13 protein-coding genes and 1 tRNA gene are annotated in these 20,271 nt (G+C 61.1%); 4 read left to right on the top strand and 10 right to left on the bottom strand.

Going from position 1 to position 20,271, the window contains the following annotated elements; all coding sequences use genetic code 11:
* Positions 1-25 precede the first annotated feature (25 nt).
* The 3 genes from ABHR63_RS00790 (at position 26) to ABHR63_RS00780 (ending at position 4,940) form a co-directional block, all read left to right on the top strand.
* Positions 26-493: a PTS sugar transporter subunit IIA gene (locus ABHR63_RS00790; protein WP_320676340.1), complete on the top strand. Its 468-nt coding sequence runs from the start codon at positions 26-28 to the stop codon at positions 491-493.
* Between the two features lie 272 nt (positions 494-765).
* Positions 766-1,494 carry a glucosamine-6-phosphate deaminase gene (gene nagB / locus ABHR63_RS00785; protein WP_055287061.1) on the top strand — a complete coding sequence of 243 codons (729 nt, stop codon included), beginning with the start codon at positions 766-768 and terminating at the stop codon, positions 1,492-1,494.
* A gap of 449 nt (positions 1,495-1,943) precedes the next feature.
* Entirely contained in the window at positions 1,944-4,940 is a 2,997-nt protein-coding gene (locus tag ABHR63_RS00780; RefSeq protein ID WP_138111634.1) for an AfsR/SARP family transcriptional regulator, read from the top strand.
* Positions 4,941-5,009: 69 nt separating this feature from the next.
* Here the strand turns inward: ABHR63_RS00780 and ABHR63_RS00775 are convergent, their stop codons facing one another.
* From ABHR63_RS00775 to ABHR63_RS00750, 6 genes are all read right to left on the bottom strand, one after another.
* Positions 5,010-5,309 carry a YhbY family RNA-binding protein gene (locus tag ABHR63_RS00775; protein WP_006234690.1) on the bottom strand — a complete coding sequence of 100 codons (300 nt, stop codon included), beginning with the start codon at positions 5,307-5,309 and terminating at the stop codon, positions 5,010-5,012.
* A gap of 158 nt (positions 5,310-5,467) precedes the next feature.
* Complete coding sequence (locus tag ABHR63_RS00770; RefSeq protein WP_229066852.1) at positions 5,468-6,151, bottom strand: hypothetical protein; 684 nt, start codon at positions 6,149-6,151, stop codon at positions 5,468-5,470.
* Positions 6,152-6,672: 521 nt separating this feature from the next.
* Positions 6,673-8,037, bottom strand: a complete 1,365-nt coding sequence (locus tag ABHR63_RS00765) for a PFL family protein (RefSeq protein WP_138111640.1) — start codon at positions 8,035-8,037, stop codon at positions 6,673-6,675.
* Between the two features lie 108 nt (positions 8,038-8,145).
* Positions 8,146-10,704 (bottom strand): homocysteine S-methyltransferase family protein, encoded by a 2,559-nt coding sequence (locus ABHR63_RS00760; RefSeq protein ID WP_217495600.1) that lies wholly within the window; start codon positions 10,702-10,704, stop codon positions 8,146-8,148.
* A 9-nt stretch (positions 10,705-10,713) separates the two neighbouring features.
* Positions 10,714-11,502 (bottom strand): hypothetical protein, encoded by a 789-nt coding sequence (locus tag ABHR63_RS00755; RefSeq protein WP_346964619.1) that lies wholly within the window; start codon positions 11,500-11,502, stop codon positions 10,714-10,716.
* A complete protein-coding gene (locus ABHR63_RS00750; protein WP_346964618.1) occupies positions 11,502-12,374 on the bottom strand; it encodes a methylenetetrahydrofolate reductase in 873 nt (290 codons plus the stop codon). Before ABHR63_RS00750 ends, ABHR63_RS00755 begins: the two co-directional genes overlap by 1 nt.
* 429 nt (positions 12,375-12,803) lie before the next feature.
* On the opposite strand from ABHR63_RS00750, the gene ABHR63_RS00745 reads away from it, so the two are divergent.
* Complete coding sequence (locus ABHR63_RS00745) at positions 12,804-14,891, top strand: glutamine synthetase III family protein (RefSeq protein WP_346964617.1); 2,088 nt, start codon at positions 12,804-12,806, stop codon at positions 14,889-14,891.
* 447 nt (positions 14,892-15,338) lie between these two features.
* On the opposite strand, the gene ABHR63_RS00740 is transcribed toward ABHR63_RS00745, so the two are convergent.
* From ABHR63_RS00740 to ABHR63_RS00725, 4 genes are all read right to left on the bottom strand, one after another.
* Positions 15,339-15,415: transfer RNA gene (locus ABHR63_RS00740), tRNA-Glu, on the bottom strand.
* A gap of 300 nt (positions 15,416-15,715) precedes the next feature.
* Complete coding sequence (locus tag ABHR63_RS00735; RefSeq protein ID WP_346964616.1) at positions 15,716-17,893, bottom strand: MurT ligase domain-containing protein; 2,178 nt, start codon at positions 17,891-17,893, stop codon at positions 15,716-15,718.
* Positions 17,894-17,938: 45 nt separating this feature from the next.
* Complete coding sequence (locus tag ABHR63_RS00730) at positions 17,939-18,982, bottom strand: hypothetical protein (RefSeq protein ID WP_329738605.1); 1,044 nt, start codon at positions 18,980-18,982, stop codon at positions 17,939-17,941.
* The gene (locus ABHR63_RS00725; RefSeq protein ID WP_346964615.1) at positions 18,982-20,058 is read right to left on the bottom strand and encodes a tetratricopeptide repeat protein; all 1,077 of its coding nucleotides are present in this window, start codon (positions 20,056-20,058) and stop codon (positions 18,982-18,984) included. The genes ABHR63_RS00730 and ABHR63_RS00725 overlap by 1 nt, the downstream gene beginning before the upstream one ends.
* Positions 20,059-20,271 lie beyond the last annotated feature (213 nt).

The raw sequence follows: 20,271 nt of genomic DNA, 5'->3' as shown, positions 1-20,271 counted from the left end.
CACTAAAGTCCTAAGGTCTTTTGGTATGCGTGGTCGAGTCCTTACGCTGGATGCTCCCATCTCGGGCGATGTCATTCCGCTTTCCGAGGTAAACGACCAGACGTTTGCCACTGGCCTTTTGGGTCAGGGCGTGGCGATTCAGCCCACGGGCACACGTGTGATCGCGCCGGCGGATGCTAAGGTCGAGGCGATTTTTCCCACGGGTCATGCCGTTGCGCTTAACACGGTCGATGGCTTGGACGTGCTTATTCACGTTGGTTTGGACACTGTTCAGCTCGAGGGCAAGCACTTTACCGTACATGCGCAAGTGGGTGACATCGTCCATAAGGGCGATGTACTCATCGAGTTCGATCGCGAGGCAATTGCTGCCGAGGGCTACGATGTGACGGTTCCCATCTTGGTGTGCAACTCCGTTGAGTTCTCGAGCATTAAGGGCTCCGTTGGAGAGCACGTCGAGGAGATGGACCAACTCATCGTCGCTCGCGAGCGCTAGTGAGCGCGCTCGGCCTTTAGCCTACAATTCAAACACGTTTACGGAGGGCGCCCTTGAAAGAGGGCGCCCTCCGTGGCAAGATGGGAAACGTCCGAGGCTAAACAGCTTTGGGTCACCGTGGACGGGCAGGGGCCTCGACGCGGCTAGACACGAGACACATACATTACGCGACCTCGCCCTGGTGGCCGCACACGTTGGTTGCGGCCGACGCGGGCCGCGGGCAAGTGCTTGTAAGGGGAGCCTTGCCTCTTTTGTACGAGAAAGGACGCGTAATGAAGATCATTAAAGCTAAAGACTACGAGGATATGAGCCGTAAGGCCGCCAATATCATCTCGGCCCAGGTTATCCTCAAGCCCGATTGCGTACTGGGTCTTGCCACCGGCTCCACCCCGATTGGCGCCTACAAGCAGCTCGCCGCTTGGTACGAGAAGGGCGACGTCGACTTTGCCGAGGTCAGCACCTACAACCTGGACGAGTATCGCGGTCTTTCGCACGACGATCCCCAGAGCTATCACTACTTTATGCGCGAGAACTTCTTCGATCACATCAATATTGATCTGAACAACACGCACGTGCCCGATGGCTCCAACCCCGACGCCGCTGCCGCCTGCTCTGAGTACGACAAGATTGTCGCCGACGCCGGTTACCCGGATCTGCAGCTGCTCGGCATCGGCAACAACGGCCACATCGGCTTCAACGAGCCCGATGACCACTTCTCCAAGGGCACGCACTGCGTCGACCTCACCGAGAGCACCATTCAGGCCAACAGCCGCCTGTTCGACAGCATCGACGATGTTCCCCGTCAGGCCTACACCATGGGTACCCAGACCATCATGTATGCCCGCATGATCCTGGTCGTCGCCAACGGTGAGGCCAAGGCTCAGGCTGTGCACGATATGTGCTATGGCCCGGTTACGCCCGAGTGCCCCGCTTCGATCCTGCAGCTCCACACCAATTGCGTCGTCGTTGCTGACGAGGCCGCTCTTTCGCTCTGCGAGTAACGCGACCAAGCGATCTTACATAGCTTTCCAAAAGGCCCTCGCTTTGCGGGGGCCTTTTTAGTGGATGCGGGCCGTAATGTGTGCATGACGGAAACCTTGCCACATGCTTGGCGAGTGGGCTCTAAATCATGAGATTCATTCCGTACCAGATTCTATGCACATTTGCCACTATAGAGTCGCAAGCGGTAGCGAGGAATAGGCGAGTTGCGCAACTCAAATAAAAACAGACGACTGCGCTACACTGCAAATTGGATGGGACATGCTGGCAAGCGCATTGACCTGCGCAAAGACCTATTGGTCGGGGGATAAATTACCATCGGGCCTCGCTGTACAAAAACTTGCCAAACACGTACCGGCAGACAACCAAAAACTCTAAGTCGCGCTATTCACGGGGTGGCTCATATGGTCCTGCAGCTACGGTGTCCATATGGTCGAGTTGAGGAGCAGGCATGGTAAACGATCTGGGCAATACGGACGACCTCGAGTTGATGCCGACGGGCGGCGGCTATATGGTGCGGCGCGATCGCTTGATGAACGAGCTCATCGTTAAAGGGCGCAAGGCAGGAATCGTTCTGCTTTACGCGCCCGACGGGTTTGGTAAGACGTCGGTATTGCTGCAATACGTGCAGGAAGTTAAATCGGATCCCACGCGAGGGCCGGTTCGGATAATCGAGGCCGACCGCGCGATTGGACGCGAGCTCTTTATGCAGCTCGAGGTTGTCGCCGATGAGCTTAAGGACAAACCGCATTCGCTCGTTGCGATCGACAACGTGCCCAATCTCGAGCAGCGCGAAACAGAGGACCTCATCGATCGAATCCGCAGCTTACGTGCTACGGGGACGGGGGTCTTTATTACTTGCCGCCCCTCCAACCGATTGCTTATCCACGGGTTGGGCGATTCTGTAAAAGTCAATGCGCAGATGCTCAAGGTGCACGCCTATGAGTATTCGTCATGGGCTACGGCGTTTTCGATCAGTACATCGCTCGATTTTTATCGGCTCACGCAGGGTGTGCCAGAGCTGGTATCTGCCCTGCAGACGGGAATGTATGGACAGGGCGATGTTGCCGGGTTGCTCGAGAACGAAATCGTCAACGTGTACGGTGCGGCGCTGGCAGATCTCGCATCGCTCGAGAACAACCTGTTGTTTACCGTTGCCTGCTTGATGGTGCTGATGGGCGAGGGTCGCATTGCGGAGCTAGAGGCGTGCGGTGTAAGGCTTTCGATGATCGACCAGTCCATCTTTGTGCGCGATTATCCGTTTTTTGGCGTGGATCCGTCTGATCGCACCTTTAGGTGTTTGGGCGCTAAGGACAACGCGCGCCTGAGGCTGCGAAAGCTCGTTGCCGAGATCCGTCCCGAACTTGTATCGCGGGCTGCTCGCATTTTGATTAAGGCGGGCCGATGCGATTTGGCTATGGACCTGGCCGATGCGTTCTTGGACCGCCATGTGGTGTTGGAACTTGCCGGGCAGTATGGGGCCGATCTTGCCCTGACCGGGCACGGAGGGGACATTTGCCGCGCGGCGACGGCGATGGTCAATGCGGAAAAGCAGGAGAAAGAGCCGGCACCCGCCGAGGCGCTCGGCGTGTATCTGGCGGCTGTCAGCGTGTGCAATACAAAGCTCGCAAGGTATATGGCGTCCGTTATCGAACGTGCGGGCGATCAGGCGGCGCGCGAGCTCGACCCCGCTACCTGGAAAATAGCACAGGCGCTCACTATCGCCTTTTACGGCGACAATGACCTGGGGCTTCCCGCCAACCCTGTTGTGCAAGAACAGACATCCTGCGAGGTGCTCGACATGCTGTCCGCGCATATCGAGGTCAAGCGCCACCTAACCGAGCGAGCGAAAGACGGCAATGTTCTCGCGAAGCTCAAGGCGCGCAAAGCCTATGATTGCGAGCTCGACATCGCGGGGATTCTCATACAGGCCGACCATATGCTGGTGGAGCTGTTCGACGGCTCGTTTGCTAAACCCGACGAGCGCGATGACAAGATGGCGCAGATACTCGAGGCGCTCGATATCCGCGGGCTTAAGGCGCCATCCATTTGGCTGCGTATGGTGCTGGCGGCGCGGCGCCTGCTCGCGGGCTTGCCCGTGACCGACGATGTGGCATTTGGCGAGCTCGACCGCTTTGCGGTGCGTGTTCGCGACAATCAAATTCAGCTGTTTGGGCTATTGCTGGAGGGCTGGCAATCGCTGGCGGAGGGGCGGCCAGTCAACGCAAAGTTCCGTGCGGTCCAGGTGCTCAAGCTCGCCGACGAATCGATTACGTACATGCGCGAAAACGCTTTGCTGCTGGAGCGCGTGGCGTATCTGCGCAATACGTCGCTGGTATCGGTTCGCGAAGAGGCGGAGCTGCTCGATATTAGCAAGACGCAGGTCGGTGGCTCAGAAGCCTGGGTCGTGGCGCTGCATTTGGCCTGTGCGGGCCGAGACAGCGACCTTGCGGCCTGGATGTCCATGAATCGTGCGGGGATTCTAGAGCCATCGTATCGGCTCTTTGCGCGCCTTGCCATGCATTGTCTGGGCGAGCCGGCGGGCAGGATACGCAAGAAGCTTCCCGTGCGCGAGCTGTCGCGGTACTCGCTGCGCGACGATTTGGAAGGGGAGGGCGAGCGTCTGTTCCAGGCTGGCGAGGTTGAAGCCGTTGATACCATCGACCATATCGAGATTCGCATGTTTGGTGCGTTTCGCGCCGAGCGCGACGGGTTTCCCATCACGGACAAAATGTGGCGCCGCAAGAAGGCGGCGACACTTGCCGAGCGGCTTGCGCTGGGCATGGATGCGCTCGTCGATCGTGAGACGCTGGCCATGGAGCTGTGGCCCCATGCCGAGTTCAATAGCGCCCGCAACAACCTGTACTCGACGATATCGCGCTTGCGGTCGGCCTTGGGGCCGACGCCAGACGGCAAGTCGTGCGTGCTCATCCAAAATGAATGCATCGGACTCAACGGCGACTACGTCAAGACCGATGTACGGCTGTTTGACCAGATAAGCCGCGAGGTTTTGGGAAATCGCACGGGTGCGCGCGGGCCCCATTTAGTTGAACTGTGCCTTAAGATTGAGCAGCTTTATGCCGGACCGCTGTATGTTCCCAATGGCTGTAATCCCACCTACTTTTTGCGTATGCGACGCATTATGCAGTCAAAGTACATCGATTGCATGATTAAGGGGGCCAATGCCGCTCTAGAAGAAAACGATCTGCAGTCGGCGATTTGGCTGGCGGAGTCGGGGCTTCGGCAGGAAACGGCGCGCGAGGATATGGTGCGCTGCGCCATGCGCGTCTACAGTGCGGCGGGGCGGCGGCGCGATATCGTCGAGCTATACAGCGGGCATATGCACCATCTGAGGGAGCAGGTCAATGGCGTGCCCGAGCCCGAGACGCGGCGTCTATACGAGCGCTTGGTGGAGGGGCGGCTCAATCGCGTGCTGGTCGAGCGATAAAAAACGGGCGCCCAAAGTACTTGGGCACCCGTAAGCTTGCTATGTGTTGGCTCGCCGGATCATTGGCTCTTAGACGAGCTTGATCTTCTCGATGTCCTTGCGTGAGGACTCGCGATACAGCGAGAACTTGCGGCCGATGACCTGGACGACCTCGGCGTGGCAGCGCTCAGCGAGCTCTTCGGCGGCCTCGCGGGCAGAAAGGCTGGAGCCGTCCAGCACGGAGCACTTAACGAGCTCGTGCTTCTCCAGGTAGGCAACCGTCTGCTCGACGGTGCCCTCGTTGACATCGGACTTACCGATGATGATGGCGGGGTTGAGGTGATGGGCCATGCTGCGAAGCTGCTTGACCTGGGCTCCTGTCAGTGCCATGGGTTCTCGCTTTCTATGTATGGGGCGCCCCGCAATGGGGCCTTAATCTACGTGAGCTGTCCCACGATAGCGCAGGAACGGCGCGGTGTGGAGCGCGTTTGCCCAGTTCGCAAAGAATGCGGATGCCGGGCGGGAAGACGATGCAAGCTTTAGATGGGCTACGGGCGGGGTATGGAGACCGGCTCCCATGCAATAAACGCCCAACGGACCTTGCGGACGTGGTCGAGCATGTAACGCCCCTGCGGTACGCCCTTGGACCCTGGCTCGCCGGCATGGGGATTCTCAATCATATGCTGAGCGACGTAGTCGCGTAGACGGTCAATCTTATCCTCGTTACCGTGCTCGAGCATGCGGGAGAAGTCCGCCACTCCCGCCTCAAGGCTATCGAAGGTATCGCGACGAGGCGATTCAAAGTACGTAACCTGCGGCAGGGCGCCCATCTGAATGAGGATATTGAAGGCATACACAAAGCCATTACTGCGGGTAACCGAGGCACCGATAGCGTTCATCAGGTGCAGGTCATAGCGCGGGCTGGAGTTGGCGACCATCGTGACAGCACAACGCCGACGAGCCGTACGATCAAGCTTGGCAAGCGCGCCTTTTAGGTTGGTCGTGGTGACAGAGCGACTGGCAAAGGCAACATCTACCGCTTTCGCGACCGGTCCAACCAAATTCCAGTCATCATCCCAAGCAAGCTCAAGCGGCGTAATAAGATCCTCGAGCCCGTAATACTCAATGCCGGCATCAAGCGTGCCCAGCATGGCGGGGGAGAAATCAGCCGCAATCACAGGATGCCCGTCTTGCGCAAGCGGAATAGCAATCGACCCAGCCCCACACCCCATATCAAGCACCGATTCACCAGGCTCAAGAGCCAGCAATTTCATAAAATCCCGGGCATACGGAGCAGTCTCAAGAGGTCGAAAATGTCGAGCCCGCTTATCCCATTCAAAAGAATCATCAGCCCGATGCCGAGCGGCCTGCAGACGCATCCACTCCTGATTCCAATCAGCAGAAAGAAGCTCAGAGCGAGCATCCCCATCAACCACGGGCTAACCTCCTAGCAACAAAAAAGCGACTCCCCCCCAAAAGAAGAGCCGCAACCAGCATATATCAGAAAGAACCGATCCAACGCCAAACCGTCGCACCAGCCTAGTGGTGCAGGAGCGAAGCAACTGCAACCGGGATAGAGCCCAACCGAGGTCCCGTTGTGCGGGAGCCCCGGGGAGGGCAAATATATAAGGTCGATCGCGAGTTCCGCACGAGCCGGAGAGCACTTAATGTGCTCTCCGTGCGAGTCAGGACTGTCCGAGCAGGCGACCTTATATATTTGCCCTCCCCGGGGCTCCTCGCCAGTCCCCCTCAGCTAGTTCTTCAGCGAGTTCAGCGGTGCCGGGAAGCGTCCACCACGGTGGGCAAGCACGGTGCCGGCGTTGGGGTTCACCGGCATGATGGGCGCACGGCCAAACAGGCCGCCGTACTCGACGCAGTCGCCCACGCCCTTGCCGATGGCGGGAATCACGCGCACGGCCGTGGTCTTATTGTTGATGACGCCGATGGCCATCTCGTCGGCGATGATGCCGGCGATGGTCTCGACCGGGGTGTCGCCGGGGATGGCGATCATGTCCAGGCCGACGGAGCACACGCAGGTCATGGCCTCGAGCTTCTCGAGCGAAAGCGCGCCGGCCTCGACGGCGGCGATCATGCCGGCGTCTTCGGACACGGGGATAAAGGCGCCCGAGAGGCCACCGACGCTGGAACTGGCCATGACGCCGCCCTTCTTGACGGCGTCGTTGAGCATGGCGAGCGCGCAGGTCGTGCCCGGGCCACCGCAGGTGCCCACGCCGATAATCTCGAGGATGCGAGCAACGGAGTCGCCAATGGCGGGCGTAGGCGCCAGCGACAGGTCGACGATGCCCTTCTCGACACCCAGTCGATGGGCGGCCTCGCGGCTCATGAGCTCGCCGGCACGGGTGATCTTAAAGGCGGTCTGCTTAATCTTCTCGGCGACTTCCATCATCGAGGCGGAGTCGGGCAGCTTCTCCAGGGCTGCCGCCATAACGCCGGGGCCCGAGACGCCAACGTTGATGACGGCGTCGGCCTCGCCACCGCCGTGGACGGCGCCCGCCATAAACGGGGAGTCCTCGACCATGTTGGCAAAGCAGACAAACTTGGAGGCGCCAACGGAATCCTCATCTGCCGTAAGCTTGGCGGCATCGATGATGGTCTGGGCGGCCATGAGCACGGCGTCCATGTTGATGCCGGCACGCAGGCTGGCGACGTTGACGCTGGAGCAGACGCGGCTGGTGGTAGCGAGCGCCTGGGGGATGGACTGGATGACGCGGCGGTCGGCGTCGCCGATGCCCTTCTGAACGAGCGCGGAGAAGCCGCCCAGGTAATCGATGCCGAGCGTCTCGGCCGCGCGGTCGAGGGCATGCGCGATGGGGGTGAGGTCCTCATCCTTGCAGCATGCGGCGATCTGCGCCACCGGGGTGACGGAAACGCGCTTGTTGACGATGGGGATACCGTACTCGCGCTCGAGGTTCTCGGCGGTCTCGACCAAGTGCTCAGCCGTGTGCGTCACGTGGTCGTAGATCTTCGTGCACATGCGGTCGAGGCTCTCGTCGCCGCAACCCATGAGCGAAACACCCATGGTGATGGTCCTGATGTCGAGGTTCTGCTCCTCAACCATGCCGCGGGTTTCCGCGATTTCTGCGGGCGTGATCGCCATCCTTGCACTCCTATCTGCCAAAACGAGCATAGCCTTATCTATTCTAACGTGCCGCACGTGCCAAGTGGCGCGTGCGGCACGTTTTGGTGCTCGGTTGTTTCCGTTGTGTTACTGCCCAAAGACCTCTTCGGCGATGCGCGCGCTTTCGGCGGCATCCTTGGCGTAGTAGTCCGCGCCGATCTGCTTGGCGTATTCGGGGGTGAGCACGGCGCCACCTACGATGATCTTGACGCCCGGAACCTCGGCATGGAGCAACTTGATGGTCTCCTCCATAGCGACGACCGTGGTGGTCATAAGCGCCGAGAGGCCGACGAGCTTAATGTCGCGCTCCCGTACGGTCTTGAGTACCTCTTGCGGGTCGACGTCGCGGCCTAGGTCAAAGACGGTGTAGCCGTAGTTATCGAGCAGCATCTTGACGATGTTCTTACCGATGTCGTGGATATCGCCTTTAACGGTGGCCACGCAGATCTTGCCCTTGTCGGCAATCTCGCCGGCGGGCATCAGGCGCTTGATGGTGTCAAAGCCCACACGCGCGGCCTCGGCCGAGGCCATAAGCTGCGGCAAGAAGAACTTGCCCTGGTCAAAGAGGACGCCAACCTCGTCGAGGGCGGGGATAAAGTGATTGTTGATGAGGTCCATGGCGTCATGGTCTGCCAGCAGACGCTCGGTCTCGGCCGCGATTTCGCCCTTGCGGCCCGAGACGACCATGCGACGAATCGGGTCGTCGTTGCCGTCGGTGCCGGTGGTGCCAGCAGCGGGCGCGGCGTCGGTCGATACCGCCTGAGCCGCCGCCGGATTCGCGGCGATCTTGTACGGATCGGTCCAGCCGGCGTAGCGCTCGATGTATCCGGTCGAGCCCTCGTCCTCAACGCTCAGCACGCGATAGCTGTAGACGGTATCCATAAAGCGCTTGGAGCCCGGGTTCATGATGGGGGCGTCCAGGCCCGCGCCAAAAGCGGCAGCCAAAAAGACCGAGCCCAGCAGCGGGCGGGCAGGCAGACCAAAGCTGATGTTCGACACGCCGAGCGCGCATTTGACGCCCAGACGCTCCTTGCACAGGGACATGGCGCGCAGGATCTGTTCGGCCTGGCGTTGATTGGTCGAGGCGGTCATGACCAGACAGTCGATGAGGATGCGGTCCGGGCCGATACCGTAGCGGGCGGCCTCGGCCACGATGCGCTCGGCGATGGCGAAGCGAGCTTCGGCGGTATCGGGGATGCCGCCTTCATCGAGCGTGAGGCCGACGACGTTGGTGCCGTAATGGGCGACCAGCGGAAAGATCTCATCCATGATTTGCTGTTTGCCATTGACCGAGTTGATGATGGGCTTGCCGGCGTAGCGGCGCACGGCTGCCTCGACGGCTGCGGGGTCGGTGGAGTCGATCTGCAGCGGCAGCAGCGTGGAGCCCTGGAGCTGCTCGGTCGCCTGCTGGATGATCTTGACCTCGTCGATCTCGGGCAGGCCCACGTTGACGTCCAGGATGTCGGCGCCCTGTTCCTGCTGGCTGATGCCCTGGCTCACGACGTAGTCCAGGTCGCCGTCGCGCAGGGCCTGTTGCAGGCGCTTTTTGCCGGTGGGATTGATGCGCTCGCCGATGACGGCGATTTTGTGGCCGTCACAGGGAAGGTCCACGACCGTCTGGGCGCTCGTGGCCGACATGCTGGGCTTGCGGCGGCGCGGGCTGGGCGTGTGGTTGTCGATAAGCGTGCGCAAGGCCGCCATATGCGCCGGCGTGGTTCCGCAGCAGCCGCCCACGACGCTCACGCCGTCCTCGATCATGCCGGCGACGGCCTCGGCGTATTCGGGGGCCTGGATATCAAAGACGGTATTGCCGTCGTCGTCCACGCGGGGCAGTCCCGCGTTAGCCTGCACCATAACGGGCTTGTCGGTAACGGTGAGCATACGTGCGGCGAGCCCTCGGAGCTCGGCCGGGCCCTGGCTGCAGTTGATACCCAAAACGTCGGCGCCGATGGCGTCGAGCGTGATGGCGGCGACCTCGGGGCTCGTTCCCAAGAAGGTGCGACCGTCTTCCTCAAAGGTCATGGTGGCAAAGACGGGCAGGTCGGAGTTCTCGCGGCAGGCGAGGACGGCCGCCTTGATCTCGGCAAGGTCGGTCATGGTCTCGATAATAAAGAGGTCCACGCCCGCGTCGACGCCGGCGCGCACCTCCTCGGCAAAGAGGTCATAGGCCTCGTCGAAGCTCAGGGTGCCCAAGGGGCGAAGCAGCGCGCCGATGGGGCCGATATCGCCGGCGACGTAGCGGGCGCCGGCCTCGCGGGCGCAGGCGACAGCGGCGGCAAAGACATCTGCCACGGTGGCGGCGCCGTCGAGCTTGTGGGCGTTGGCGCCAAAGGTGTTGGCGGTGATCACGTCGCAGCCGGCCTCGACATACTGACGCTGGATATCGGTGATAACCTCGGGCTCCTCAAAGTTGAGCAGCTCGGGCAGGGCGCCGGCCTTCATGCCGGCAGCCTGCAGCATGGTGCCCATGCCGCCGTCAAACAGCAGGTGCCCCGTGCCCTCGATGGCGGCGCGCAGGCGATCGTCCTTAATGCGCAGGTCGTCGATCGTGCGTGGCTTGTACACAGCGCCGTTGCAGCGTGCGGCATTGACGGGCGCCGCCAGCGCGGCACCATCCGAATTATGAGTAATAAGCGGGGTGAACATCGGGGGCTCCTAGTGGCTGGAATAGCAGGTGGTGTGGGCGGCGCGGAAGCGGCAGTGCTCGCGCATGCGGCAGATATTGCAGGTGGGGCGACTCTGGGCGTCGTGGACTTTGCCGTCGAACAGACCGATCACCGCGGTCACGCTCTTGGTGGGCATGAGCAGGCTGGTGGGCGTGACGGTAAGGCCGATGAGCCGCGTGGCGTTGAGCGCATCGACGATCGAGCGCTGGGCCGAGAGCGGGCAGTCGCCGTATCCGGGACTGAAGCGCCAGTTACCGGCGAGTCCGTGTGCGGCGGCCGCAGCCTTGACCTGCTGGTCCATCTGCTCGACGGCAGCTTCCACATAGGCAGAGCACGCGGCATCGAGCACAGCTCCCTCTAGGGGCTGCTGGGCTCCCGTGGTGCGCAGACGACGCTCGGCGTCCATGCCGAGGGTGCATGCCATGAGCGCGGCAAAGCGGGCGTCTTTGAGATGGCGATAGATGTCGCGACCGCGCAGCTCAACGTTGGTGCCGACCAGACGGATGCAGGGCTCTCCCTGCTCGTCCACGCCCGTGGCATCGACGGCAAACACGCGTCGCACGCCACGGGGCTCAATGTCCAGTTCCAAACGTTCAACGACAAGCTCAATACGCTGCGACAGCTCGGGCTCAATCTGCTGACCGCTGTAGCCCAGGTAGCGCAGCATCTCGGCACGATCGACGCGGGGATGGTGGGCATCATCGATACGATAAAGCGCCGGCGACGCAAGGTCGGCCGGCACTTCGCCAAAAGCTGTATCGATGTGCGGTTTTTCCATTACCCCAGGCGCTCCATAATGGTTGCGGCGATCGCAGGACGATTCATAGTGTACAGGTGCAGACCGTCGGCACCGTGCTCCTTAAGGTCGCAAAGCTGACGGGCGGCATAATCTACACCGGCTGCCTGCAAGCTCTCGGGGTCGTTCTCGTACTTGGCGAGAATCTTGATGACGGGGGAGGGCAGCGACGCGCCGCACATAAAGACCATGCGACTGATCTGCGACTTGCCCATAAACGGCATAATGCCCGCGGTAACGGGCACGGTGATACCGGCCTTGTCGGCAAGCTCGCGAAAACGGTAGAAGCACTCGTTATCAAAAAAGAGCTGCGTCACAAAGAAGCTCGCGCCGGCGTCCTGCTTTTGCTTGAGGTATTCGACCGAAGCGTTGAGATCCTCACAGGCAATGTGGCCCTCGGGGTAGGCTGCGGCGCCCACGCAAAAGCCGGCATCGACGAGCTCGGGGATAAGGTCGCGGGCGTAGGCGTAGTCCGAGGCGGGCTTGTCATCCTCGCTCGCGCCGGCGGGTAGGTCACCGCGCAGGGCCAGCACATTTTCTACACCGGCGGAGCGGTACTCGTCGATCTTGGCGGCAATATCGGCATGTGTGCGGCCAACGCAGGTGAGGTGTGCCACCGAGGGCGTATCGAATTCGCTCGTAATCATATGTGCGATGGGGGCGGTGGCGGCGCCGTTGCCCGAGCCGCCGGCCGAGCAGGTGACCGAGACAAAGCTCGGCGAAAGCTTGCACAGATTGCCTGCCACTTCGCGAGCCGTGTCGAGGGTCAGCTCGCCCTTGGGCGGGAACATCTCAAACGAAACGGGCGCGGTGCCTTGGGATGCTGCCTGCTTAAAAACCTCGTCGACGCGCATATCGTGCTCCTTTAGATGCCTGGGTGCGATGTTTTGTTGCAAGGATTCTACAGTACCACTGCGCTAAGGTGGAGTTTCTCTCACGATTTGGTGATACCAATCGAAAATGCTTCGCTATCGGCATTTCCTATAACAGAGCGGTCAATGTAGGATGGGGGGCTATATTGAATGGTATCTGATGCGAAATACCAGTTAATAGAGCCCCATTCCAAGTTGACTACCCTTAAACCATGGGGAGAGGTCTGCAATTTATACAGTTGATTGGCTGTTGAGGGTGGCAACGCCGCCTCGATAGGGTAACCTCATTGATTGGTTTCGCGACGGCAACATGACGGTAATGTCGCGGAAACACGGCGAGTCTAAGCTATGACTCGTTCGTTAGTAATCAACACCGCATCTCACGCGGTGCCGATACGAAGGGAGTTCCGTATGGCCGATCTTACTGACCGCTTCGGGACCATGGTGTTCTCTGAGGAAGTCATGAAGGACTACCTCCCCAAGGACATTTGGAAGCGCCTTGCTGCAACCCTCGAGGGCGGCGAGCCGCTCGACCTGGACGTGGCCAACGCCGTTGCCCATGCCATGAAGGTCTGGGCCATCTCCAAGGGCGCGACGCACTACGCGCACTGGTTCCAGCCGCTTTCGGGTATTACTTCCGAGAAGCACGACAGCTTCCTGGAGCCCAACCACGACGGCACCGCCATTACCAAGTTTACGGGCAAGAACCTCATCCAGGGCGAGCCGGACGCCTCCAGCTTCCCCAACGGCGGCCTGCGTGCCACCTTCGAGGCCCGTGGCTACACCGCTTGGGATCCCACCAGCCCCGCCTTTATCAAGGACGATGTCCTGTGCATCCCCACGGCTTTCTGCTCCTACACGGGCGAGGCCCTGGACAAGAAGACCCCGCTGCTGCGCTCCATGACCGCGCTCTCGCGTGAGTCCAAGCGCGTTTTGGCGCTATTTGGCAAGACCCCCAAGAAGGTCGTTCCTTCCGTGGGCGACGAGCAGGAGTACTTCCTGATCAAGAAGGACGCTTACCGCAAGCGCAAGGACCTGGTCATCACCGGCCGCACTCTCTTTGGTGCTGCTCCCTGCAAGGGCCAGGAGCTCGAGGAGCACTACTTTGGCGCTATCCGCCCCACCGTCTCGGCCTATATGAAGGATCTGGACGATGAACTGTGGGCGCTTGGCATTCCCGCCAAGACCAAGCACAACGAGGTCGCTCCCTGCCAGCATGAGCTCGCCCCCGTCTACGGCGAGGTCAACGAGGCCATCGACCAGAATCTGGTCATGATGGAGAAGATGAAGCTCATTGCCTCCCGCCACGACCTGGTCTGCCTGCTGCACGAGAAGCCTTTCGAGGGCATCAACGGTTCGGGCAAGCACAACAACTGGTCGCTTGGCACCGAGTCCGAGAATCTGCTCGATCCGGGCGACACCCCGCTCGACAACCTGCAGTTCATCGTCTTCCTCACCGCGGTGATCGAGGCCGTCGATAACTATCAGGAGCTCCTGCGTGCCTCCGTTGCCTCGGCCGGCAACGACCATCGTCTGGGCGCCAACGAGGCTCCTCCAGCGATTATGTCCATCTTCCTGGGCGACCAGCTTACCGAGGTCGTCGAGAAGATCATCGATGGCAAGGCTTCCGTCCATGCCACGCGCGGCGTGCTCGACCTGGGCGCCGATACCCTGCCCAAGCTGATGCAGGACAACACCGATCGCAACCGCACCTCCCCGTTTGCCTTCACCGGCAACAAGTTCGAGTTCCGTGCCTGCGGCTCCGAGCAGAACGTCTCCGACTCCAACTTGGTGCTCGATGCCGCCGTGGCCAAGTCGCTCAAGTCCTTCGCCGACGCGCTTGAGGGTACGCCCGAGGATAAGTTCCAGGACGCCGCGCTTGAGTACTGCAAGAAGGTGCTGACCGATCACCAGCGCATCCTGTTCTCCGGCGACGGTTACTCCGACGAGTGGCCCGTCGAGGCCGAGAAGCGCGGCCTTGCCAACAACAAGACCACGGCCGACGCCCTGCCCGCCTTTGTTTCCGATAAGGCCATCGCGCTCTTTGAGGAGACGGGTGTCCTGACCAAGGCCGAGGCCCAGTGCCGCTACGACTGCAAACTCGAGAAGTACAACAAGCTCATGAACATCGAGGCCACCACGATGGTTCGCGAGGCGCGTCGTACCTATCGCCCGGTCATTACCGCCTATGCCACCAAGGTCGCTAAGGGCCTTGAGACTATTCGTGCCGCCGGTGCCGAGGCCGCCATGCAGTGCGAGCAGAACACGCTCAACAAGCTCTGCAACGGTATCACCGCCATCAACGACTCCATCAAGGCGCTCGACGCCGTACATCAGAAGGCCGAAGCTCTCGATGGTCAGGAGCAGGCCAATGCGTATGCACACGAGGTCGTTCCCGCTATGGATACGCTACGCGCCGCCGTGGATGCAATGGAGGAGATCGTGGCCGCCGACTACTGGCCGGTTCCGACCTACGACGACATCCTGTTCTACGTGTAGAGCGTAACTGAAATATCGTCACGGTATTGAGCCGGGGTCCGCATCATGCGGGCCCCGGCTTTTTGATTGCGAAGGACGCTTTGAAGCCCGTTTTGCCGCCGATTTGCCTAGGTATAAGGGGCTGTGGGCAAAAAACGTCAAATATGAGTACTGTCATAAGTCCTGTAGCATTATTCATTTGCAAAATATACAGTGTTACGCAACATATTTCCAAGTACTTAGCCGATAAACGTCTGCAATTCCTCCGCCGTAGGACGCCTGACGTCTAAATCGCCTTCTGAAGGCGTGAAATCGCTGTTACTAAAATGGTAACAGTACTCATATTTGCTATTTTTTGCCCAAGGCCCCTTGGATGACAGTGTGATTTAATGCCCTCGGGGTTCGAATCCCGGCGTTGGAGAAGAAAAAAGCCCGTCACCACAGGGGTAACGGGCTTCTCGATCTAAATGGTGCCCCCAGCGGGATTCGAACCCGCGATATCCACCTTGAAAGGGTGGCGTCCTTGGCCGCTAGACGATGGGGACGGCGGGAAAGAGTATAGCAGACTTTTTTGCCGGCGCGTATATCGTTGGCAAACTGGAAAACCACCACAAAGGAGCTGGCCCTCTCCCCCCGATCTTCAAAAATCTCAATCTGTAACATCTGGGCGGGTAAATCGGCCCTATCTGTTACAGATTGAGACAAAATGCAGGCGTCGGGACGAACGTCTCAATCTGTAACAGTAAGACGACTTTTGGTGGTCTAGATGTTACAGATTGAGACAAACCGCTGGGACGGGTCAAAACCACCACAAAGGTACCTGTCCCCTTTGTGGTGGTAGGGCGCTAGGGGAGGAGCTTCATGGCTGCGTCGTGGGCGGCGTGCTCGTAGGTGTCGTCGAGGGGCTTGAGCGGCAGCAGAGCGTTGGCCTGTGCGTCGCCGCGGCGCTCGAGAGCGTGGGCAATCAGCCAGTCGGCGAGTTCGGGGTTCTTGGGCAGCGCTGGGCCATGCAGGTACGTGCCGATGACGCCCTTGTAGATGAGGCCCTCAAAGCCATCGTCGCCGTTGTTTCCGGTGCCCGTGACAACGGACGTTCCGAGCGGCGTGGCCTCTGCATCGAGCAGGGTGCGGCCGCCGTGGTTCTCGAATCCCACAAAGGGCTCGGGTGCCAGGTCGGTCTTGACGGCGACGTTGCCGATTAGGCGGTTGGAGCCGCGCACGGTCTCGGCGGCAATGACGCCCAGGCCCTCGATGCGATCCTCGCCCATGTAGTACGAACGACCGAGCAGCTGATAGCTGCCGCAGATGGCAAGCAGCGAGCCTCCATCCTCAACATATGCCGCGACCTTGTCTTTTTGGGTGAGCAGCTCGTGCGCCACGGCCAACTGGTCGCGATCAGAGCCGCCGCCCATCATGACGATATCGGCATCGGTAAGGTCGAGCATCTCGCCCATACGGACCTCGTCCACGCGCACGGGAATGCCGCGCCAGGCGCAGCGGCGCTCGAGCGCGATAACGTTGCCGCCGTCGCCGTAGAGATTGAGCGCATCGGGATACAGGTAGACGATACGCAACGGGCGCGAAAGCTCGACCGGCACGACGGCGGAAGGGATGGCGCTGCCATCGGCGCGGGCTACGGCGCGTCCGGCAACAGCGTCGGCGGTGGCGCCCTTCAGTCCGTCGAGCTCCTTGACCAGCGGCGGGAAGGCCGTGTAATTGGCGACGGCGTAGAAGGTGACATCGGCGGCCTCGTCCGCCACGGCGCCGATCGCCTGCTCGATATTCGAGATGATGGCGGCATTGATGCCGGCGTACTTGAGGCGCACCTGCATATCGTGTGCACGCGTGCCGCCGGCAAAGGCGACAAGCCCTGGGGTATCGGCGATGCGCTCGAAGTCGACGTCGTAGATCCAGGAGACATCGTGGCCGTCAGCGTCGTTGTCGTTAAGGAAGAAAGCGCAGAGTCTGCCGCCCGCCGTCTTAATGGACTGGATCTGTCGATCGAAGCCCACGGGATTCTTGGCCAGGTTTGCCTCGACAGTGCGACCGGCAATATCCCAGCGGCCCATGCGTCCGCCGGCGGGCACGTAGGCATCGAGCGTGGGCTGCAGGTGCGCCGTATCCACGCCCAACTCATGTGCGGCAAAGAATGCGGCGGCAACGTTATAGACCATATATAAGCCGTTGTAGCGCGTGGCGATGTGCGCGGCTGGCGCGCTGGAATCAGATCCAAACACCAGGTCAAAACCATAGCCATCGCGACTGAGCTCCACATTCGTTACGCGGCGGACCAGTGCGGGGCGTGTCCAACCGCACGAGGGGCAATGGTAGGCGCCGAGTTGACCATACTGTACGTAGTCGTACTCCAACGGGGCGTTGCACTGCGAGCAAAAACGCGAGTCGCTGATGCGGTCAGACTCGGTGTTGGTGGCGCCATCGATGCCAAAGGCAATACTCGCGTTGGGAACGCGCGCGGCAATCGAGGCGCACAGCGGGTCGTCGGCGTTGTAGATGAGCGTCGTTGCCGGCGAAAGCTCCAACGCGTGGGCGATGACCTCCTGGGTGTGATCGATCTCGCCATAGCGATCCAGCTGGTCACGGAACAGGTTGAGCAGCACGAAGTACGTCGGCTTGAGCTTGGGCAGGACGCGCACGGTGTAGAGCTCATCGCATTCAAAAACGCCCACGCGCTTGCCGCCGCCGGCTTGCTTGAGGCCGCTGCGCGCCTCGAGTAGTGCGCCCACCACGCCCGGCTCCATGTTGTTGCCGGCGCGGTTGCATACCACGGTGGCGCCGCTGGCGGCAACGGCGTCGGCGATCAGGTTCGAAGTGGTGGTCTTACCGTTGGTGCCGGTGATCACCACGCTGCGGTCGACAAGACTCGCGAGGTCGCTCAGCAGCTCGGGGTTGATCTTCATGGCGATGCGGCCGGGGAGTACGCCGCCCTGGCGCTTAAGGACGGAGCGCAGCCCCCAGCGGGCGATATCGCTCGAGGTGCAGGCAAGAGATGAGCGGAGGTTCATGAAACCGTTCCTAACGTAAACGACATGGTCGGGTCGAGTGCGTCACTAAAATCCGTAGCGGCGCGCAAATTCCTGGGCAAGCTGCGACACGTCTTCGCAGGCATTGGCCCAGGGGGCAAAGTCGGGAGTGTCCGAGATAATGCCGTCCGCTTCCCAAACGGCCTGGTGCGAAAGATCCCAGGGATCGCGTGGCTCGGGCCGGCAGGGAAGGTACGGCGTCTGGTACATGGGATTCAGCAAGAAGAACGCGCCGCCCTCGCAGCGGTTAGCAAACTCGCGCAGCGCGCGCACCGCCGGACGCATCTTGTTCGTTTTGAACAATAGGATTGTGCGGGCGAGCAGGTACCAAGGGGAGTTCTCGAGTGCATCGGCTCCCACCTGTTCCTCGAGCTGGTGAGCAAGGGCAAAAAAGCCGTCCTGGTCTTCCAGGCGTGCGAGGGCAAGCAGCACGGTGCCGGCGGCACGGGTGGGATAGCCTTCTGCCTTAAGGACGCGGCGGGCGTAGTTGGCGGCAGCGCGGTAGCGGGCGCTCGCCATGCACAGCTGCGAGATGGCCTCGAGCGTGTGAAGCCACCCGATAAGCGCCGGCTCGCTTACGGTGAGCTCTGCCGCCGTCACGCCGTCCGTCAAAACTTTGTTGGCCCAGTAGTGTGGGGCCTCCATATCGAACCCGGGCACGCTTTGCTGCAGGTAATCGGCCGTGGTTGCCTCGAGCTTCATCAGGTCGCCCAGGCAGGCGTCAACGGGCGTGTCGGCCAGGATGATGGCGAGCAGCTGCGCGTCGACGGCCAGTGCATCGACGCGGACAATCTTGAGCAGCTCATCGCGCATGTCGTCGAACAGGCGATTGCGCGTCTGCTCGAACTCCTCGTCACTGCCCATGTCCTCGATGCGATGGAGCTCGTCGAGCAGGTGGCGATGAACACCGGCATAGGACAGCAGCGCCTGGGCATGCTCGGACTGCGCATACTTTTGGGGATTCGTACTAATGTCGTTATGGACAAGCTCGCGTGCTGCATCGGTGAGCTCGGGGTGCGATGCCAGATAGGTGCGCTCCAAGTAGGCGGGGATGTAGACGCTCGGATCCATTAGAGGTCCCCTCCCTTAAATGGAAGCCCCTGCTCGGCTGCGCGCAGGATGCGCTCGTCGATCTGGGAACGCACGATGTCGTTGGTGGCGACCCAGGCGGCAAAGCTGGCGTTGTCGGGAGCGCCCAGGCCCTCCTGCAGTACCGGCGTCGCTTCGGACAGTGCAAGGACGAGCTCGTCGGTGGAGCCTGCACCCACGTTGACGCGGGCATAGACGCCATCGGGAAACTCGGTTTGGAAGTAGAGCGCCTCGGCTGCGTGCGGGCACGAGCGTGCAAGGATGCGCAAGTAGTGCTCGGCGCCCTCGTAGTCCAGCTCGCGCCAGGCAGCGCTCATCAGCGCGATGAGCGTCCACGGGTCCAAGTCGCGCTCCGCGTCCTTGGGACGACGGCGCAGTGGCGTGTTGGCGAGATAGGGTACGGAGTGGGCAGAGCGAAAGCGCTTGAGTTCCTCGGCGGGGTATTCGAGCTTTGCCATGGCGAGCATCGCGGTGTGGCGGACACCGGCCGGATCGTTGGGGGCAAAGTCCAGGCTGCGGTTTGCGGCTTCGAGTGACATACGGTAGCGGCCGCTAATGAGGGCGCGCGACGCAAGGGCGGCAAGCCAGCGCAGGTAGGGGCGGCGCATAAGGTCGCCCGCGGCCTCGCGCTCGTAGGGGTCCTGCGCCGAGGCGATCTTGAGCGCCAAGTCGTGCTCGACTTCATCGCGCTTGGATACCAAGTACTGTACGTATTCCTCGTTGGATTCGGCGGTGAGCGCCGTCAGCATGCGCTGGGCATCCCAGTTGGTCGGATCGAGTGCGGCCGCCTCGCGGAGCATGTTCTCGGCAGCTGTCTCTTCTTGCTCTGCCTGGGTATCGTCAGGGATAAAGGGAATGCGGTAGTCGACAGCCTCGACCACCTTGGCAATGAGGTGCCCGGCGCGGTCGCGGTCGTGCACGATGAGCGGTGCGGGGTTGCGGGTGAATTGTTCCATCAGACGCTCTACGGCGGCAGCGTCGGTGAGCGGGATATTGTCGCGGCGCAAGGCCTCAAGAACGAGGCGATGGCAATCCTCTTGAATGGGATCGAATGCCATGGGGCCTCCTTTGCTGCGGTTAGGGTTCAAATGTTTCTATATAAGGTTCTAGTTTACCCGCATGTGGCACACCGGGGGTGCCGCACTTGGACTTGCACCTTTGCACCACGAAGACGGATGTCGCACAAATGTCGGCACCTTGGACGACCGAGTGGTATCACGGTGCCGCAAACGGTCGATTTTTGGCGGCGAACGGTGCATATTTTGGAGGGG

Origin of the sequence: Collinsella aerofaciens, from assembly GCF_039752775.1 — a bacterium.
In the GTDB taxonomy this organism is placed as follows: domain Bacteria; phylum Actinomycetota; class Coriobacteriia; order Coriobacteriales; family Coriobacteriaceae; genus Collinsella; species Collinsella aerofaciens_R.
The sequence above is the reverse complement of the archived record's forward strand: the minus strand, read 5'-3'. Positions and strand labels throughout refer to the sequence as shown.